The organism is Halomonas sp. ATBC28, assembly GCF_005937175.1.
GTDB classification, from domain to species: Bacteria; Pseudomonadota; Gammaproteobacteria; order Pseudomonadales; family Halomonadaceae; genus Vreelandella; species Vreelandella titanicae.
The window spans coordinates 132,358-148,472 of record NZ_VCQL01000006.1 but is presented as its reverse complement, the minus strand read 5'-3'; the positions used below and the strand labels follow the sequence as shown (position 1 = coordinate 148,472).

Annotated in this window: 14 protein-coding genes; 3 read left to right on the top strand and 11 right to left on the bottom strand. The window is 55.6% G+C overall.

Annotated elements, in window-relative coordinates; all coding sequences use genetic code 11:
- Nucleotides 1-126 precede the first annotated feature (126 nt).
- From sixA to E0L35_RS08650, 4 genes are all read right to left on the bottom strand, one after another.
- On the bottom strand, nt 127-609 hold the full coding sequence (sixA, locus tag E0L35_RS08665) for a phosphohistidine phosphatase SixA (RefSeq protein ID WP_041158042.1): 483 nt from the start codon (nt 607-609) through the stop codon (nt 127-129).
- Nucleotides 602-1,747, bottom strand: a complete 1,146-nt coding sequence (locus E0L35_RS08660) for an NAD(P)H-dependent glycerol-3-phosphate dehydrogenase (protein ID WP_249362113.1) — start codon at nt 1,745-1,747, stop codon at nt 602-604. The genes sixA and E0L35_RS08660 overlap by 8 nt, the downstream gene beginning before the upstream one ends.
- Before the next feature lie 129 nt (nt 1,748-1,876).
- Nucleotides 1,877-3,811, bottom strand: coding sequence for a molecular chaperone HtpG (htpG, locus tag E0L35_RS08655; RefSeq protein WP_138800067.1), 1,935 nt, complete (start codon nt 3,809-3,811; stop codon nt 1,877-1,879).
- 151 nt (nt 3,812-3,962) lie between these two features.
- Nucleotides 3,963-4,295 carry a DUF1232 domain-containing protein gene (locus tag E0L35_RS08650; RefSeq protein WP_022523954.1) on the bottom strand — a complete coding sequence of 111 codons (333 nt, stop codon included), beginning with the start codon at nt 4,293-4,295 and terminating at the stop codon, nt 3,963-3,965.
- Between the two features lie 139 nt (nt 4,296-4,434).
- Here E0L35_RS08650 and E0L35_RS08645 point away from each other — a divergent pair, with 139 nt between their 5' ends.
- Complete coding sequence (locus tag E0L35_RS08645; RefSeq protein ID WP_138800066.1) at nt 4,435-6,384, top strand: transglycosylase SLT domain-containing protein; 1,950 nt, start codon at nt 4,435-4,437, stop codon at nt 6,382-6,384.
- A gap of 35 nt (nt 6,385-6,419) precedes the next feature.
- On the opposite strand, the gene E0L35_RS08640 is transcribed toward E0L35_RS08645, so the two are convergent.
- On the bottom strand, nt 6,420-7,076 hold the full coding sequence (locus E0L35_RS08640; RefSeq protein ID WP_138800065.1) for a LysE family translocator: 657 nt from the start codon (nt 7,074-7,076) through the stop codon (nt 6,420-6,422).
- A gap of 133 nt (nt 7,077-7,209) precedes the next feature.
- Between E0L35_RS08640 and E0L35_RS08635 the strand changes: the two genes are divergently transcribed.
- On the top strand, nt 7,210-7,413 hold the full coding sequence (locus E0L35_RS08635) for a cold-shock protein (protein WP_007114660.1): 204 nt from the start codon (nt 7,210-7,212) through the stop codon (nt 7,411-7,413).
- 69 nt (nt 7,414-7,482) lie between these two features.
- Here E0L35_RS08635 and E0L35_RS08630 read toward each other — a convergent pair whose 3' ends face one another.
- From E0L35_RS08630 to E0L35_RS08615, 4 genes are all read right to left on the bottom strand, one after another.
- Nucleotides 7,483-8,373 carry a hypothetical protein gene (locus E0L35_RS08630; RefSeq protein WP_138800064.1) on the bottom strand — a complete coding sequence of 297 codons (891 nt, stop codon included), beginning with the start codon at nt 8,371-8,373 and terminating at the stop codon, nt 7,483-7,485.
- 44 nt (nt 8,374-8,417) lie between these two features.
- Nucleotides 8,418-9,377, bottom strand: a complete 960-nt coding sequence (yegS, locus tag E0L35_RS08625) for a lipid kinase YegS (RefSeq protein WP_022523958.1) — start codon at nt 9,375-9,377, stop codon at nt 8,418-8,420.
- A 55-nt stretch (nt 9,378-9,432) separates the two neighbouring features.
- Complete coding sequence (gene pepN, locus E0L35_RS08620; protein WP_138800063.1) at nt 9,433-12,063, bottom strand: aminopeptidase N; 2,631 nt, start codon at nt 12,061-12,063, stop codon at nt 9,433-9,435.
- 67 nt (nt 12,064-12,130) lie between these two features.
- Complete coding sequence (locus E0L35_RS08615; RefSeq protein WP_007114656.1) at nt 12,131-12,616, bottom strand: YajQ family cyclic di-GMP-binding protein; 486 nt, start codon at nt 12,614-12,616, stop codon at nt 12,131-12,133.
- Nucleotides 12,617-12,864: 248 nt separating this feature from the next.
- Here E0L35_RS08615 and cobO point away from each other — a divergent pair, with 248 nt between their 5' ends.
- Nucleotides 12,865-13,464 (top strand): cob(I)yrinic acid a,c-diamide adenosyltransferase, encoded by a 600-nt coding sequence (gene cobO / locus E0L35_RS08610; protein WP_022523960.1) that lies wholly within the window; start codon nt 12,865-12,867, stop codon nt 13,462-13,464.
- 68 nt (nt 13,465-13,532) lie between these two features.
- Here cobO and E0L35_RS08605 read toward each other — a convergent pair whose 3' ends face one another.
- Both E0L35_RS08605 and E0L35_RS08600 read right to left on the bottom strand, forming a co-directional pair.
- Nucleotides 13,533-14,828, bottom strand: coding sequence for an adenylosuccinate synthase (locus tag E0L35_RS08605; RefSeq protein ID WP_022523961.1), 1,296 nt, complete (start codon nt 14,826-14,828; stop codon nt 13,533-13,535).
- Entirely contained in the window at nt 14,828-16,024 is a 1,197-nt protein-coding gene (locus E0L35_RS08600; protein ID WP_022523962.1) for an ATP phosphoribosyltransferase regulatory subunit, read from the bottom strand. The genes E0L35_RS08605 and E0L35_RS08600 overlap by 1 nt, the downstream gene beginning before the upstream one ends.
- Nucleotides 16,025-16,115 lie beyond the last annotated feature (91 nt).

Here is a 16,115-nt window from a genome sequence, read left to right as displayed (position 1 = left end):
ACCCTTCCCTGGGCGCTACTTTCGCCATCCCTGGCGAAAGACCCCCGCTACGAGCTGATTCGGATCTGAAAGTTTCCAAATACTAGCGGCTGCCTAGGCAGCCTTTTTTAATGACACACATTTGAACTAGGCCAACTGGCTGGGCTGGGTAAATCGCTTCAACTGCGCACAACCTGCCGCCCATACGTCGGCCTCAAGCTCGGCGATGGCGGCGGTAGGGAAGCCAAGCCCCTGGGCAGGGCTGCCCTCTACTAACAACCCCGCCAGTTCGCCTACCAGCGGCATATGGCTGACCAGCATGATCGGCGCACCTTCAGGCTGTTCAAGCAACCAGTCGCTTACTGCATGAGGCGAGTCATCCGGAGTGATAAAATCCAGCGTTTCCAGCGAGGCTCCCAGCGCATCACATAGCGTTTGCGCGGTTTGCTGCGCGCGAGAATAGGGGCTGGCATAAATTCTCGGCATAAACAGCTCCCCATCAGCCACGCGCTCAGTCAGCCAACGGGCCATTTTTTTGACCTCCTGCTCACCATGAGGCGTTAATCGACGCGCTTGGTCGGGATACCCCGGTGCGGCCTCAGCGTGGCGCATAATCAACACATCAGGCATCCCTGCCTCCCTTGTCCTTAGAAACCTGGCCCTTAGAAGCCTGGTTCTTAGAAGCGTGGTTGTGAGGAGCTTGGTCTCGATGGGCCTGCTGTACGGCTTCACGGGGCAGAATAAACTCTACATCGCTACTCTGCTCACCCATCATAAGGGTGCGCGCCATCTCCTGGGCGGGCACGCCGTCAAACAGCACATGATTGAGACCTTCCGCCAACGGCATATAAACACCCATTTCACTCGCTTTAGCGCATACCAGTTTAACGGTGTTTACCCCTTCTGCGACCTGGCCAAGGGCATCAACCGCCTCTTCCAACGTACGCCCTTCGCCCATGGCGTAGCCAACACGATAATTACGCGACAGGTTAGACGAGCAGGTAACGATCAAATCCCCCACCCCCGCCAGACCTAAAAAGGTCATTGGGTTAGCCCCCTGGGCAACGGCAAAGCGGCTCATTTCGGCTAAGGCGCGAGTCATCAGCATGCTGCGGGTGTTTTCGCCCATGCCCAGCGCCGCCGCCATACCGGCGGCAATCGCATAGATATTTTTCAGTGCACCACCCAGTTCAACACCATGACGGTCATCGCTAGCATAAACACGAAAGTAACGGCAGCCCAATACTTGCTGTACGCGGGTGCGGGTAAGCGGGTCAGCGCTGGCAATCACGGTAGCGGTTAACTGCTTATCGGCAATTTCAGAGGCCAGATTTGGGCCCGCAATCACGCCAATGTGACTAAAGCCCGTTTCCTGCTCGAGTACTTGGCTCATCAACAGAAAGCCTTCCTGCTCGATCCCCTTGGTGGTACTGACCAGTATCTGCTCGGGCCTCAACCACGCTTTCGCCGCCTGCACAACGCTGCGAAAGGCCTTTGATGGAATAGCGATGAGTACTAGCTCCGCGTCGGCCAGCACGGCTTGAAGGTCGGTTGAGGCCTCCACGGCCGGATTCATTGCATAGTGGGGCAGATAACGACCGTTACGGTGCTCTTGGTTGATTTGTGTGACCAGCGTTTCGTCACGCATCCACTGACGAACGCGGGCACCATTATCGGCGGCAATGCTCGCTAGCGCCGTACCAAAACTACCGCCTCCCAGCACCGCTACGTTGGTTGTCACTGGGACATTGGTTTGCTGCTCAGCCATGACGATATCCTGATCGTTAGTCTCTTACATTTACTGGGTACTTTAGCATCTTCACCCATAGCATCTTCACTAACAGATGCGGCCCGCTTGGAAATCCAAGCGGGCCGCATGTCTGACGTTATTGGCTCATTAAGCCGTCAAGACGCTATTCAGACGTTTCACGTAGGCAGCCGGGTCATCCAGATGGCCGCCCTCTGCAATAATTGCCTGATCGAGCAGGATGTGGGCTAACTGTCCAAATTGATCGCCTTCAGCCCCTTCCAAACGCGCTACCAGCGCGTGGCTAGGGTTAAGCTCAAGAATCGGCTTCACCTCGGGCAGCGGCTGACCGGCGGCTTCCATAATGCGGCGCATCTGGTAGCCCATTTCATGCTCGGGTAGCACGACGCAGGCCGGTGAATCGGTAAGGCGGTGAGTCACTTTTACCTCTTGAACACCATCGCCCAGCGCTTCTTTTACGCGCTTCACCAGTTCCTCTTTGGCTTTAGCGGTCTCCTCCTGAGCTTTTTTCTCTGCTTCGTCTTCCACATCGCCAAGATCAAGCTCGCCCTTGGCCACATCAGCAAAGGTTTTACCGTCGAATTCAGTCAGATGGCTCATCAACCAGTCATCGATACGGTCAGACAACAGCAGAACTTCGATGCCTTTTTTGCGGAAGATCTCCAGGTGAGGGCTGTTTTTCGCCGCATTGAAGCTATCAGCTACGACGTAATAAATCTTCTGCTGCCCCTCTTTCATGCGCTCGACATAGTCTGCCAGCCCGTGCTCCTGGGCAGCCGTATCGGCATGGGTTGAGGCAAAGCGCAGCAGACCAGCAATTTTTTCCCGATTAGAGGGGTCTTCGCCCGGCCCTTCTTTCAACACGCTACCAAAGGTATTCCAGAACGTCTGGTACTGCTCTTTATCTTTGGCCAGCTTCTTCAACATATCCAAACCGCGCTTAGTAAGCGCCGATTTGATCTTATCAACATTGGGATCCTGTTGGAGCAGCTCACGGGATACGTTTAGCGACAGTTCGCGGGTATCCAGTACGCCTTTGATAAAGCGCAGGTAGAGCGGCAGGAACTGTTCGGCATCGTCCATAATAAAGACACGCTGAACGTAGAGCTTAACGCCCCGGGCACCGTCGCGCTCAAACAGGTCAAAAGGTGCACGACCCGGTACATAGAGCAGGCTGGTGTATTCGAGCTTGCCTTCGACCTTGTTGTGGCTCCAGGTCAGCGGGTCAGAGAAATCGTGGGCAACGTGCTTGTAGAACGCCTTGTACTCATCGTCGGAAACCTCGCTCTTGGGACGCGACCACAGCGCCGTCGCCTCGTTAACGGTTTCCCAGGTAGTCACTTCACTACCCTCGATAGGATTGCCCTCGTCGTCCTTCGCCGTTTCTGTTTTCGGCATGCGCACGGGGACTTCGATATGATCCGAGTACTTACGAACCAAGCCCTGCAGCCGATAGTCGTCAGCAAACTCTTTGGCGTCCTCTTTCAGATGCAGAGTGATTTCTGTGCCGTGCTGAGCACGCTCAATATCGGCAACGGTAAATTCACCTTCCCCTTTCGAGCGCCACTCAACGCCTTCTGAAGCGTCTGTACCCGCCTTGCGGGTGCGCACCGAAATTTCATCAGCGACGATAAAACCCGAGTAGAAACCAACGCCGAACTGACCGATTAGCTTGGCGTCTTTCTGCTGCTCACCAGAGAGCTGCTTGAGAAACTCAGCGGTACCGGAACGCGCAATGGTACCCAAGTTGGCGATCACGTCTTCCCGGTTCATGCCAACGCCATTATCACGTAGGGTGATAGTGTTGGCATCGCGGTCGTGTTCGATTTCAATGCGTAGTTCGCTGTCGCCTTCGTAGAGCGCATCGTTATCGAGAGCCGCGTAACGTAGCTTATCGCAGGCGTCGGCGGCGTTTGAGATAAGCTCGCGTAAGAAAATCTCCCGGTTAGAGTACAGGGAGTGAATCATCAAATTCAGCAGTTGCTTAACTTCCGTTTGAAAGCCTAGCGTTTCTTCGTGGTTAGCCGATTTATCAGTCGCTTGTTCGTGGGTAGCTGTAGTCATGCGCTTAGCCCTTATCAATCACGTTGAGTCGCATCCCTCTGCGTGTACATGCAATGGGATAAAATGGTTTCGTGGAGTAGATATGGGGATAGGCAGCGATTTTTCAAGCAGCCTTGATCAAGAAGCCACTGGGGGTAGCAAGCCGCTGGGGTCAAGAAGGCGTCATATCGGGATCGGTATATTTCCAGGCTCGATAGCCTTCCAGGCGCTGATCGATACGATTGAGCAGCCAGCCGACAATCAGCACGTCATCCACCACGCCGATTAGCATCAGAAAATCGGGTATCAGATCGAACGGCAGTACCAAATAACCCAGCGCTAATGCCATCATGCCGAATGCCGACCAGGGAATAGGCCGAAAATCGCCACGCATGACGTCTCGCGTCATGGGGATAAACAGTTTTAAAGCACGCACTATACGTTTTGTCGCCCAAACGCGTGATTTGAGTCGACGCAGCAACGACCAAGTGGATAATGGGGCCATAGGTAATTAAATCCTTTTAGTATCTGGGCTGTCAGATCATGACGGCTAATATTCGTTCAGTATAGCGGTTGCACCGCAAACTGCGTGGGCTGCTCCCGAGCCCCGATTAAGTGACACCGATTTACAGAGAGAGAGCACCATGTTGGTTTCGCCATTTCGCCATACCGCCCGCGTGCTGTGTACAGCACTACTGGCGGGATTACCTGCATTTTCGTGGGCCGCATCCGATAGTGAGTTACGCGATGCCCTCGCTGCTGCCCGCGAGCAGCAGTGGGCACGGGTCGATGAGCGCTCAATTGAAGACCACCCGCTGCGTGGCTATGTGGAGTACCACCGCTTAAGGGGGCAATTGCCTAACGTGGCTCCTGAAAGGGTGCATCAATTTATCGACCAGCACGCAGACTCTCCTCTAGCAGGGTGGCTGCGTGGTCAAGCGATCGCAAAGTATGGCCATGCGGGCCGCTATAGCGACCTGCTGGCAGTGGCCGATGGCGAGCCTGCGGGCACGGTTCGCCAGTGCTACTACTACACGGCGCTGCTGGATGAGCAGCCTCAGCAGGCGAGCGAAGCGGGGTTGGCTTTATGGCGCGTAGGCAGCTCGCAGCCTAATGCTTGCGACCCGCTATTTGCACGCCTGCGGGCCAATGGCACTATTGATGCCACAGCTATTTGGGAGCGTAAAATGCTCGCCTGGCAGGCGGGAGAAACACGCCTGTCGAGCTATCTTGGTGGGCTATTAAGCAGCCAGTGGCAAACCGCTCTAGAGACGGTGGATAGTGTCACCGCGCGCAGCAGCGCCATTACCCAGGCGCCCAGTTGCCTAGGCCCCGAGTGTGCCGCCACGGCAAGCTTCTACCGGGCCGCCATGCAGCGTTACACCCGTGAAGATACGCCTGCAGCCTTTGCCGCCTGGCAGACGCTCTCGTCGCGTTTAAACCTGCTGCCCAGTGACCGTCAAGCTATTGAAGAAGAACTGGCTTTTTACGCCCTGGTGCGCAATGTACCGGGCACGCTAAGCTGGGTTGACAGCGTGCTACCGGGCCTGGAAAGCGAGCGCGTATTAGAGCTGCGTGTCCGCAATGCGCTGGCTAGCCGGGATTGGAACGGAGTGCTCTACTGGATTGCCGAAATGCCCGCTATCCAGCAGGAGAATAGCCGTTGGCAGTATTGGCTGGGCCGCGCCAATGAGCAGCTTGGCAACCAGGCGGCCGCCGAAGCACGCTACCAACAGGCTGCGCAGGATCGCAGTTTTTACGGCTTTGCAGCAGCAGAAAAGCTCGGCCAACCCTATCAACTGAATCTTGAACGCAATCATTTTGACGAAGCGTCGCGTCAACGTATTGCCCAACTACCCGCCGTTCAGCGCACCGAGGCCTTGCTACGCATTGGTGAGGATGGTCTCGCCAACAGTGAGTGGCTGCACGCGGTGCAGAGCGGTTCGCCGCAACAAGCACGAGCGCTAGCCGACTATGCCGCTCAGCAGCAGTGGCATGCACGCCTGGTGCAAACCACCATTGCCGCTGAAATGTGGGACGCCTTGGATTGGCGCTTCCCCCAGGCCTACCACGACAGCTTTCAACATTGGGGCCGTCTCACCGGTGTGGATCCATACCTATTGATGGCCATTACTCGGCGTGAAAGCGCTTACAACCCTAACGCCCTTTCACCCGCAGGGGCGCGTGGATTAATGCAGCTAATGCCCGGTACCGCCAGCCAAGTCAGTCGCGAATTGGGCATTAGCGATCCTGGCCCCTACGGCGTCCTCGACCCAGAGCTTAATATTCGCCTGGGCAGCACCTACCTGCGCGACAAGCTGCAACGCTACCAGGGCAATCGACTGGCCGCCGCAGCGGCTTATAATGCGGGCCCTGGCCGCGTCGATCAGTGGCTGGGCGATGGCGTAGAGGCCTTTGATCTCTTTGTAGAGAGCATCCCCTTCCGCGAAACTCGTGACTACGTGCAGGCGGTGCTTAGCTATCGGGTGATTTTTGAAAGCCTCGCTAACGGTGGCAGCAGCGAAGGCGTTTCACTGCTTAGCGATAACGAGCAGCAGGTACGCTACGACCGAGCCCTGCTGGCCCGCCGCTAAGCCCTTCTCTACTTACCATATTACCAGCGCCTGGTTTATACCGGGCGCTGTGTTAATGCCAGCCGAATACCAAACACCACCAATACACTGCCCGTAGCGGCATTAAGCGCTTGCGCAAAACGTGCGTTAGCCAACCATTTGCCGGCACTTCCCACCATCATGACCACGCTGATTTGCCAAATATTGGCGATGATAAAGTGCACTCCCGCCAGCCATAGCGACTTCAGTAGCGCAGGATCGCCAGGAGCGATGAACTGAGGCAAAAAGGCCATGTAGAACACCACGGTTTTGGGGTTCAACACATTGGACAAAAAACCCTCTTTAACCGGCTGCCAGCGCGAAACGGCAGGCACACCTTCTAGCACACCATTAACCGGCAGTGGCTGGCCTTTCCGCGCTGCTAACAAGCTGGTAATACCCAGCCAAATTAGGTAGCCCGCCCCCAGCAGCTTCAGCATATGAAACGCCCAGGCCGACTGGAGCAGGATCAACGAAATGCCCAATGCAGAAATCGTGGCATGCACAAACAGGCCGCAGCAGATAGCTAAACTCGTGGTGACCCCATCGCGGATGCCTCCGCGGGCCGTATTGCGTATCACCAGCAACGTATCAACACCGGGGCTTATCGTCAGCAACGTGATCGCTACCAAAAAGGAAATAAACTGCGCATCAATAAAACCTAACTGCATCATTTGTGCTTGCTCGCAACCAAATAAAAAATCTTAGGAATGTCGCTGGACGACAGCCGTGTTTACATCTAGAGTAATTGTAGCGGGTGGACAATAGAGTTGCCCGTGATTACTAAGCACGTTAAGGAAATAGAAAATGGCAACTGGCACTGTTAAGTGGTTCAACGACACTAAAGGCTTCGGCTTCATCTCTCCTGATGACGGCGGAGACGATCTGTTCGCCCACTTCTCCGAAATTCAAGCTGAAGGCTTCAAGACCCTGCAAGACGGTCAAAAAGTCAGCTTTGAAGTGACTCAGGGTAAAAAAGGCCTTCAGGCTTCCAACATCCGCCCAGCTTAATTGCTAACGGATGGACAAAGGCCCGCATACGCGGGCCTTTTTTATTGCCTGACTATTGGCTAAAGAGAATCACTCAAGCGATCCTCTCTCACTCCGCGACTCTCCATTAGCACCGGTTTCCTGGCTATCTTCAGCGCTATCGACATCACGATTATCAGAATCACCGCTATCGGAGTCATTGCTGTCAAAGTCATTGCTATCAAGCTCGCCTGACGGCTCGACCACAGCACCACTCTCCGCCTCACGATTCTCCAACTCTTGGAATTGTTCCTCAAGCCGCTGCTGCGCTTCTTCAAAGCGACGTTCGGTGTCTTCAATCAAGGCGTCAACATCGGTTACATCACTGTCATCTTGCAAGGGTGTGCGCTCGGGCAGACTGCTTTCGGCGTCCCAGCTAGGCGGTACATCCTCGTTCTCCATCGGCTCCAAGGTCGGCGCCTGCTGCTCTACCTCCTGAAACTGCTCCTCCAAACGCTGCTCGGCCTCTTCAAAACGGCGTTCAGTTTCGGCAATGATGTCATCTACATCGGAACGTGTAGCTTCACCCGGCATAGCGCTCTCTTCATCGAGCACCTCTTCAGGATCCGCCGCCAAGGTGTCTTCACCAGCCTCAACCTCTTCACCGCCAGCCGTCGCACTGCCACTGGACTGAGTGCCGCTGGATTGGGGATCACTAGCCTGAGTGTCGCTATCCTCGCGCAGCGCTTCCGCTCGCTCAAGCTCCTCAGCAGCTTGGCGCTCCTCAATATCATCCTCTACTTCTTCAGGACTGGACATCTCAGTCGCGTTTTCAGCCGTGACCGACGCTTCTTCGCCCGCCCCCTCATCACGAGCCGTTTCTTCATCCGTCACCGCAGCATTATCATCGGGTGTCACGGTGGGATCTTCCTGGGAGTCACCGCAGGCACTCAGCAAAAGAGCCACGGCGGCGAGCGCGGGTATCCACACGCGATTTGCCATTTAATTCTTCTCCTTTATAACGTTAACAATGTGAGCCAAAAGAACTAAGGCCGGCTGGTCGAGGAGAGCAACGGGCACTCCTCAGGCAGTAACACACGCAGAGCAAGGGGCACTACTTCCGCGCAGAACTGGTCATAGTAGCGCGCTTCGCCGTCTAACGTGAGTGGCCAGGGCGAACCATTTGCCTGGGTGGTCACGGTTAGTTGGGTCGTGGTGAAGTAGCGCACGAATCGCCCGTCATAGGGGAAACTCTGCAGCTCGCTAATGAGCTTGGTCAGTTCCGTTATCGACCGAAAGTCTTTGACCAGCAGCACGTCCAGACGGCCATCATCCAGCTTGGCACGCGGCCCCAGTACCTGTCCCCCGCCCGACTGGCGGCCATTACCTAGCGCCAGTAGCAACAAAGACGCACTCTCCTCTTTTTCGTCCCAATGGAGCGTGCCGCGATAGCTGCGGTGGCGCCAAGCCTTCAGCGCGCCCATCACTGAGTAAGCCCCGCCCCCGAGCAGCCGCTTAAGCGTTTTCGGTGTCGACGAGGTAACTTCAGCGCCAAACCCACCGGTGGTCATGTTGATATAGTAGCTGGTGGACGATTCGCCACCTGCACCTGCGGTCACGCGCACAACATCAATGGGATAGGCGCTTAACTCCCGTGCAGCGGCCAAAGCGGCGCCTGGCTCCAGCGGTAAACCAACGGAGGTAGCAAAATCATTGGCACTGCCTAGGGGCACAATGCCCAACGCAGGACGCCGGTCATGAGGTAAGCGCATCAGCCCGTTCATGACTTCGCTGACAGTGCCATCGCCACCACAGGCAATCACGTGGGTAATGCCCATGGCGCCAGACTGCTCTGCAATATCCGCAGCGTCGCCCCCTTCCCAGGTAGCGCGAACCGTAATCAGCATCCCTGCCTGACGTTGTTCATTGACTGCTTCACGCAATGCCGGGTTACCGGCGGATTTACCATTGATAATCAGTAAATAGTGTTGCTGTGAGTCTGTCACTATTGTTATTCCTTTCCATGGTTTAACTGCGGTTATTCACTACTGCGCTAAACGCTTATGCCAGTGCTTTCTCGACCACCTCGTATACATTTGAAGATAGCGGCTGTTGTTTGATCCGCTCAAGCTCAGACCGCATTAGTGCTTGGCGGGTTTCATCAAAGCGCTGCCAGCGGGTTAACGGGGTGATTAGCCGCGCGGCAATTTCCGGGTTAAGCCGGTTGAGCTCGATGACCACATCAGCCAGTAGTTGGTAGCCTTGACCATCCAAACGGTGGAAATTGACCCGGTTCTGAGCAAAGGCGCCGACCAATGCACGGACTCGATTGGGATTCTTGAGTGAAAAGGCGGGATGCTGCATCAGGTACTTCACCCGCTCAAGCACATCTGGCTGAGGGCGCGATACCTGGACGGTGAACCACTGATCCATCACCAACGGGTCATGCGCCCACTTCTCACCGAAGGCTTTGAGTGCTGGCGAAGCCAGGTCGTCGCGGTCGCTGTGCACCAGCAGGGTGAGCGCCTGACGCACATCGGTCATATTGTGGTCAGCAGCGAATTGGCTTTCACACAGTGCCAAGCCCTGCTCATCTTCAATCGACATAAGATAAGAGAGCGCCACGTTTTTCAGGCTACGCTGAGCTATTTGCTCCGATGTCGGCGCGTACGCTTCTTCCGTCACATTGGCTTCATAGATAGCCAGAAACTCATCCCGCAGAGCCACGGCTAATGACTGACGGACAAATTCCCGCGCGGCATGGATAGCATCTACATCCACAATGGGCTGCTGCTCGGCGATATATGCTTCAGAGGGTAGCGCCAGCATCTCTGCCAATACCGCCTTATCGCTCATTGGCCCGCTCAGCAGCGCTCTAAAGGCATCGACGACGCGGCTATCCATGACCTTTTCGACGCCATTCCTATGGGCAGCAATCAAGTCATCCAAGGCCAAAAGCGCCAGGCGTTGACCCGCATCCCAGCGGTTGAAACCATCGCTGTCGTGGGTCAGCAAGAAGGCGAGATCTTCCCTTGAATAGGGGTAATGCAGCTTCACCGGGGCGGAAAATTCGCGTAGCAAAGAGGGCACTGGCGCTTCGGCAACATCGGTGAATACGAACGTTTGCTCATCGTCACGTAGATGAATAACCGCGTCTTTGCCGAGCTTTTCGCCATTGAGCGTCAGGGTGAGATCCTGCCCCGACTTGGTACCTACCAGCCCCATACGCACCGGGATATGCAACGGCAGCTTATCTGGCTGGCCAGGTGTTGCAGGCGTACGCTGACGCAGCGTCAAGTGGTACTCGCCCTGAACATAATCATACTCACCGTGGGCATCAATATCCGGCGTTCCCGCCTGGGAGTACCAGCGCATAAACTGGCTGAAGTCTTCACCGGAGGCTTCAGCCATACAGCCGACAAAGTCTTCAATGGTCACCGCTTGACCGTCGAACCGCTCGAAGTAAAGGTCTGAACCGCGACGAAAGCTCTCCTCCCCTACTAAATTACGCAACATGCGTACGACTTCGGCCCCTTTCTCATAAATCGTCAGGGTGTAGAAGTTGGTAATTTCGATAAAGTGGTCGGGACGAATCGGATGCGCCGTGGGGCCAGCATCTTCGGCAAACTGGGCCGTGCGGAAAAAGGAGACATCCTGAATGCGCTTAACCGGCGCTGAATTGGTATCCGCTGAAAAGCACTGGTCACGAAAGACCGTGAAGCCCTCTTTCAGCGAGAGCTGGAACCAGTCGCGGCAGGTAACGCGATTGCCCGACCAGTTGTGAAAGTATTCGTGGGCGACTATGCCTTCCACGTTTTGGAACGCTGCATCGGTGGCGGTCTGGGGGTGGGTCAAGACTGCGGCAGAGTTAAAGATATTGAGGCCTTTGTTCTCCATCGCCCCCATATTGAAGTCATTGACGGCCACGATCATAAACAGATCCAGGTCGTATTCGCGCCCATACGCCTGCTCATCCCACTCCATGGCACGCTTTAACGAGGCCATGGCATGCTCGGTCTTATCCAGGTTCTCTTTTTCTACCCAAATTTGCAGCGTGACATCCCGCCCACTCATGGTGGTGAAATGATCTTCTACGCTATGCAGGTTGCCTGCCACCAAAGCAAACAGGTAACAGGGCTTGGGGTGCGGGTCTTCCCAAGTAACAAAGTGGCGACCGCCCTCCAGCTCGCCGCGCTCAATCGGGTTACCGTTAGCCAGCAAAATCGGCTCTTGCTGCTGATCGCCGATCACAGTGACCTTAAAGGTCGCCATGACGTCTGGGCGGTCAGGGTAAAAGGTAATCCGCCGGAAGCCTTCGGCCTCGCACTGGGTGCAGTACATACCGTTGGATTGGTACAGCCCCTCTAACGCCGTATTCTCCTGCGGGGCGATCTCCACCTCGCTCTCCAACACAAAACGCTCGGGCACCTGAGCAATGCGCAGGACTTCATCATCTAGTTCATAAGCAGCGGCATCCAGCGGCGTTGCATCAATCGCCAGAGAGATAAGCTTTAGCTGCTCGCCATTTAAGGCGAGCGGTGCCTTAGCGTCAGCTTCTGGATGTCGCTCAATCAACAGTCGCGCTTTCACACGGGTCGCGGCGGGGTCAAGATCAAACGTCAGCTCGGTATGAGTTACCCGGTAGGCGGGTGGCTGGTAGTCGCTTAAATAAACCGGCTGCGGATCAGACATAGTGCGTGACTCCTGTATAAAACGAATATTACATACTTCAAAATGTTCGACAGCTTAACACCGCTACCTAGTCGCGGAAGTTATCGAATTGGAGCGGTAAATCCGGCCCCTCTTCGCCGCGCAGCAATGCCATAACAGCTTGTAAATCGTCGCGCTTTTTACCCGTTACACGCACTTTCTCACCTTGAATTTGCGCCTGCACTTTGAGCTTGCTGGCCTTGATGCGCTTGACCACATCTTTGGCTTCCGCCGCGTCGAGCCCCTCCTTGAGAGCGACTTCCTGGCGTGCTTTCACGCCGGAGAGCACCGGGTCTTGAACATCCATACAGCGGGCATCGATACCCCGGGCGATTAAACGGGCTCGCAGCACATCGAGCATCTGCTTGAGCTGGAAATCGACTTCCGCCTCTAGCTGCACTTTGTCACCTTCAAGGGTGAAGCTGGCATCGACCCCCTTAAAATCGAACCGTGACTGCACTTCCCGGTTAGCTTGGTCTACGGCGTTAGCGCCTTCGTGTTTATCGAACTCTGAAACAATATCAAATGAGGGCATGATGTAATTCCTGAAAAGACATGACCACCTATTCTAGAGCAGCCAGCCCCCTAGGGGCCAATCCTGTTCTTTTTTGTTGGATTTTAGGGTGCATTATTGAGACAAATATTCACAAAACACCGAAAATACCTGTACAAAAATTATCTTCAAGTACCTCCATAAAGATGTTCAACCCTGTGCTGATAGCTTAGGCTAGCGGATTATGAATATTGGCTATTTTTCAGCTTTCCGCTTTATCAGGAGATACCATGAGTGACCGCGACACCCGCCACAAAGCCTCTATGGAGAAGCTTAAAACGCGCGTAGAGGAGAAAGTCGCCAGTGCTAACGAGCAGCGCGGCCTAATCATCATTAACACCGGTAACGGTAAAGGCAAAACAACCGCTGCCTGGGGCACGGTCACCCGCGCTTTGGGTTATGGCTATAAAGTGGGCGTAGTGCAGTTTATCAAGGGGTTGTGGGAGTGCGGCGAACGCAATCGATTGGAGGAGGATGCCAATCTAGAGGTGGCGATAATGGCTACCGGTTTCACCTGGGATACGCAAAATCGCCAAGCGGACACCGACGCCTGCCAAGCAGTGTGGAAAGAGGCTGAGCGTATGCTCGCAGACCCAGAGACCTATCTGGTGGTGCTCGACGAAATCACCTATATGCTCAAGTTTGGCTACCTGGAGATCGAAACCGTTAAACAAGCACTGGAGAATCGTCCTAAAGAACAGACAGTGATTATTACCGGCCGCAACGCTCACCGCGAACTCGTCGCTATGGCCGATACAGTGACTGAAATGCAGGAAGTGCGCCATGCCTTCAACAATGGCCTGCAGGCGCGTCGGGGTATCGACTTTTAAATAGCAAAAGGGGCAACTAAGTTGCCCCTTTTGCTCATCTGCTCACTAATGGCCCGCTTAAAGCGTGCTTAGCTATCGAACGGGTTACGTAGCACGATGGTTTCCATGCGGTCTGGACCGGTGGAGATAATATCGATACTGGTACCTACCTGCTCTTCAAGGTAACTGATATAAGCGCGGGCATTGGCAGGTAAATCCTCTACCTTTTTAGCCCCTAGAGTCGACTCTTTCCAGCCTGGCAGGTCTTCGTAGAGGGGTTCAACAGCTTCATAGCCTTCTGAATCCACTGGCGTTTCCAGCACGTCACCATCTTTACTGCGATAGCCAACGCACACGCGGATATTTTCCAGCCCGTCCAGTACGTCCAGCTTGGTCAGGCAGATACCGGTGACCGAGTTGATTTGCACCGCGTGACGCAGTGCCACAGCGTCAAACCAGCCACAGCGGCGGGCACGGCCAGTGGTAGCACCAAACTCGTGGCCACGCTCGGCAAGGTGGCGGCCATCGACATCGAACAGCTCAGTGGGGAACGGGCCTGAACCAACACGGGTGGTATACGCCTTGGTGATACCCAGCACGTAGTCCAAATAGAGCGGGCCGACGCCAGAGCCGGTGGCTGTGCCGCCTGCGGTGGTGTTAGAGCTGGTTACATAGGGGTAGGTACCGTGGTCGATATCCAACAGCGAGCCCTGAGCCCCTTCAAACAGGATATTCTCACCGGCTTTTCGCAGGTCGTGCACCATACTGACGGTATCGCACACCATGGGACGCAGCTCTTCGGCCATTTGCATCGCCGTGTCCAGCACTTCCTGGAAGTCGACCGCCGGTTCACCGTGGTAATTCACCAACACGAAGTTGTGGTAGTCGAGCACTTCGCCCAACTTGGAAGCGAAACGTTCGCGATGAAGCATATCGCCTAAGCGCAGGCCACGACGGGCGACTTTGTCTTCGTAGGCAGGCCCAATGCCCCGGCCAGTGGTGCCAATTTTGGCAATGCCACGGGCTTTTTCACGGGCCTGATCCAGGCGCACATGGTAGGGCAGGATCAGCGGACAAGCTGGCGACAGACGCAGGCGTTCGCGTACTGGCACACCTTTGGCTTCCAGCTCACGGATCTCTTTGATCAGCGCTTCCGGCGAGAGCACCACACCATTACCAATCACGCAGGTTTTGCCTGGACGCAAAACGCCGGATGGAATCAGGTGGAGAACGGTCTTTTCACCGTCGATGACCAGCGTATGACCCGCGTTATGGCCACCTTGAAAACGCACCACGGCGGATGCGGACTCAGTCAGCAGGTCAACGATTTTACCCTTGCCTTCGTCACCCCATTGGGTGCCCAGCACTACGACATTCTTACCCATTATGATGCACTCGTCTCTTGTGTCAGGGCCGTTGGCTGCCAACGACCATCGATAAGCTCAAGACGGCGGTCACACTCATGCTCCGCCGGCCCAGTACGCTGCCCTGGCAGCGCTTGAATCACGCGTTCCCCCTGCTCACGCAGCGCGACAATGGCAGCGTTGAGCGACTCATCCTGCACAGCGGGCGACCAAATAGCCCCGCGACTCGGTGATGCCAGCGCCAGCGACGCCAGCTGTTTCAGATCCATCGAGAAGCCGGTGGCCGGGCGCGCACGACCAAAAGCCCGCCCGGTATCGTCATAACGTCCGCCTTTAGCCAGCGCATGTCCGTAGCCCGGCACATAAGCGGCAAACATCATACCCGTGTGGTATTGATAGCCGCGCAGTTCCGCCAAGTCAAAGTAGAGCGACACATCAAAGCGTGCCAGCACCCCTTGATAGAGCGCATCCAACTGATCCAGTGCCGCCGTGACCGAGGCCGGCGCACCGGCAAAACGCTCCCGCGCCTGGCGTAAAACATCCGCACCGCCGTGCAGATCACCCAGAGCTAACAGCATGTCCGCTAAGGCCGGGTCGCTGACGCTGGCATCTACATGCTGCGCCAGTTGACTGGGTGATTTTAGCGCTAACGCCTCAAATAACGCACGCTCCTGCTCGTCACTGAGCGCTGCCGCTTCTGCAAGGCTTCGATAGATGCCGATATGCCCTAACGCCAAGTGAATCTCCTCAGCGCCCGCGGCCTTCATACTGGCCAGCGCCAAGTGAATTATCTCACTGTCCGCTTCTAGCCCGGCATGACCAAACAGCTCAGCACCCACCTGCACCGGGCTACGGCCACCCTGATGCTGGTCTGCCTTAGCACGCAGTACATTAGTGCAGTAGCAAAGGCGCACCGGCCCCTGACGCTTTAGCGAATGGGCATCCATACGCGCAACTTGCGGCGTAACGTCCGCCGAGGCGCCCATCATGCGACCCGTTAACTGGTCGGTCAGCTTAAAGGTCTGAAGATCCAGATCCGTGCCGGTGCCTGTTAACAGTGAGTCCAGAAACTCCACTGGGGGCGGCATTACCTGGTCATAGCCCCAGCAGTGGTAAAGATCGAGCAGCGCGCGGCGCAGCTCTTCCATACGGCTTGCCTGAGGCGGGAGCACCTCATCCATGCCGTCGGGCAGTAGCCAGCGGTCAGCGATGGTCATGACGATTGCCTTGAACTTGAAGAAATAGGAGCCACAAAAAAACCGGGCGACGCCCGGTCAACAAATTCTATCACGTTTATTGGCCGGGTGA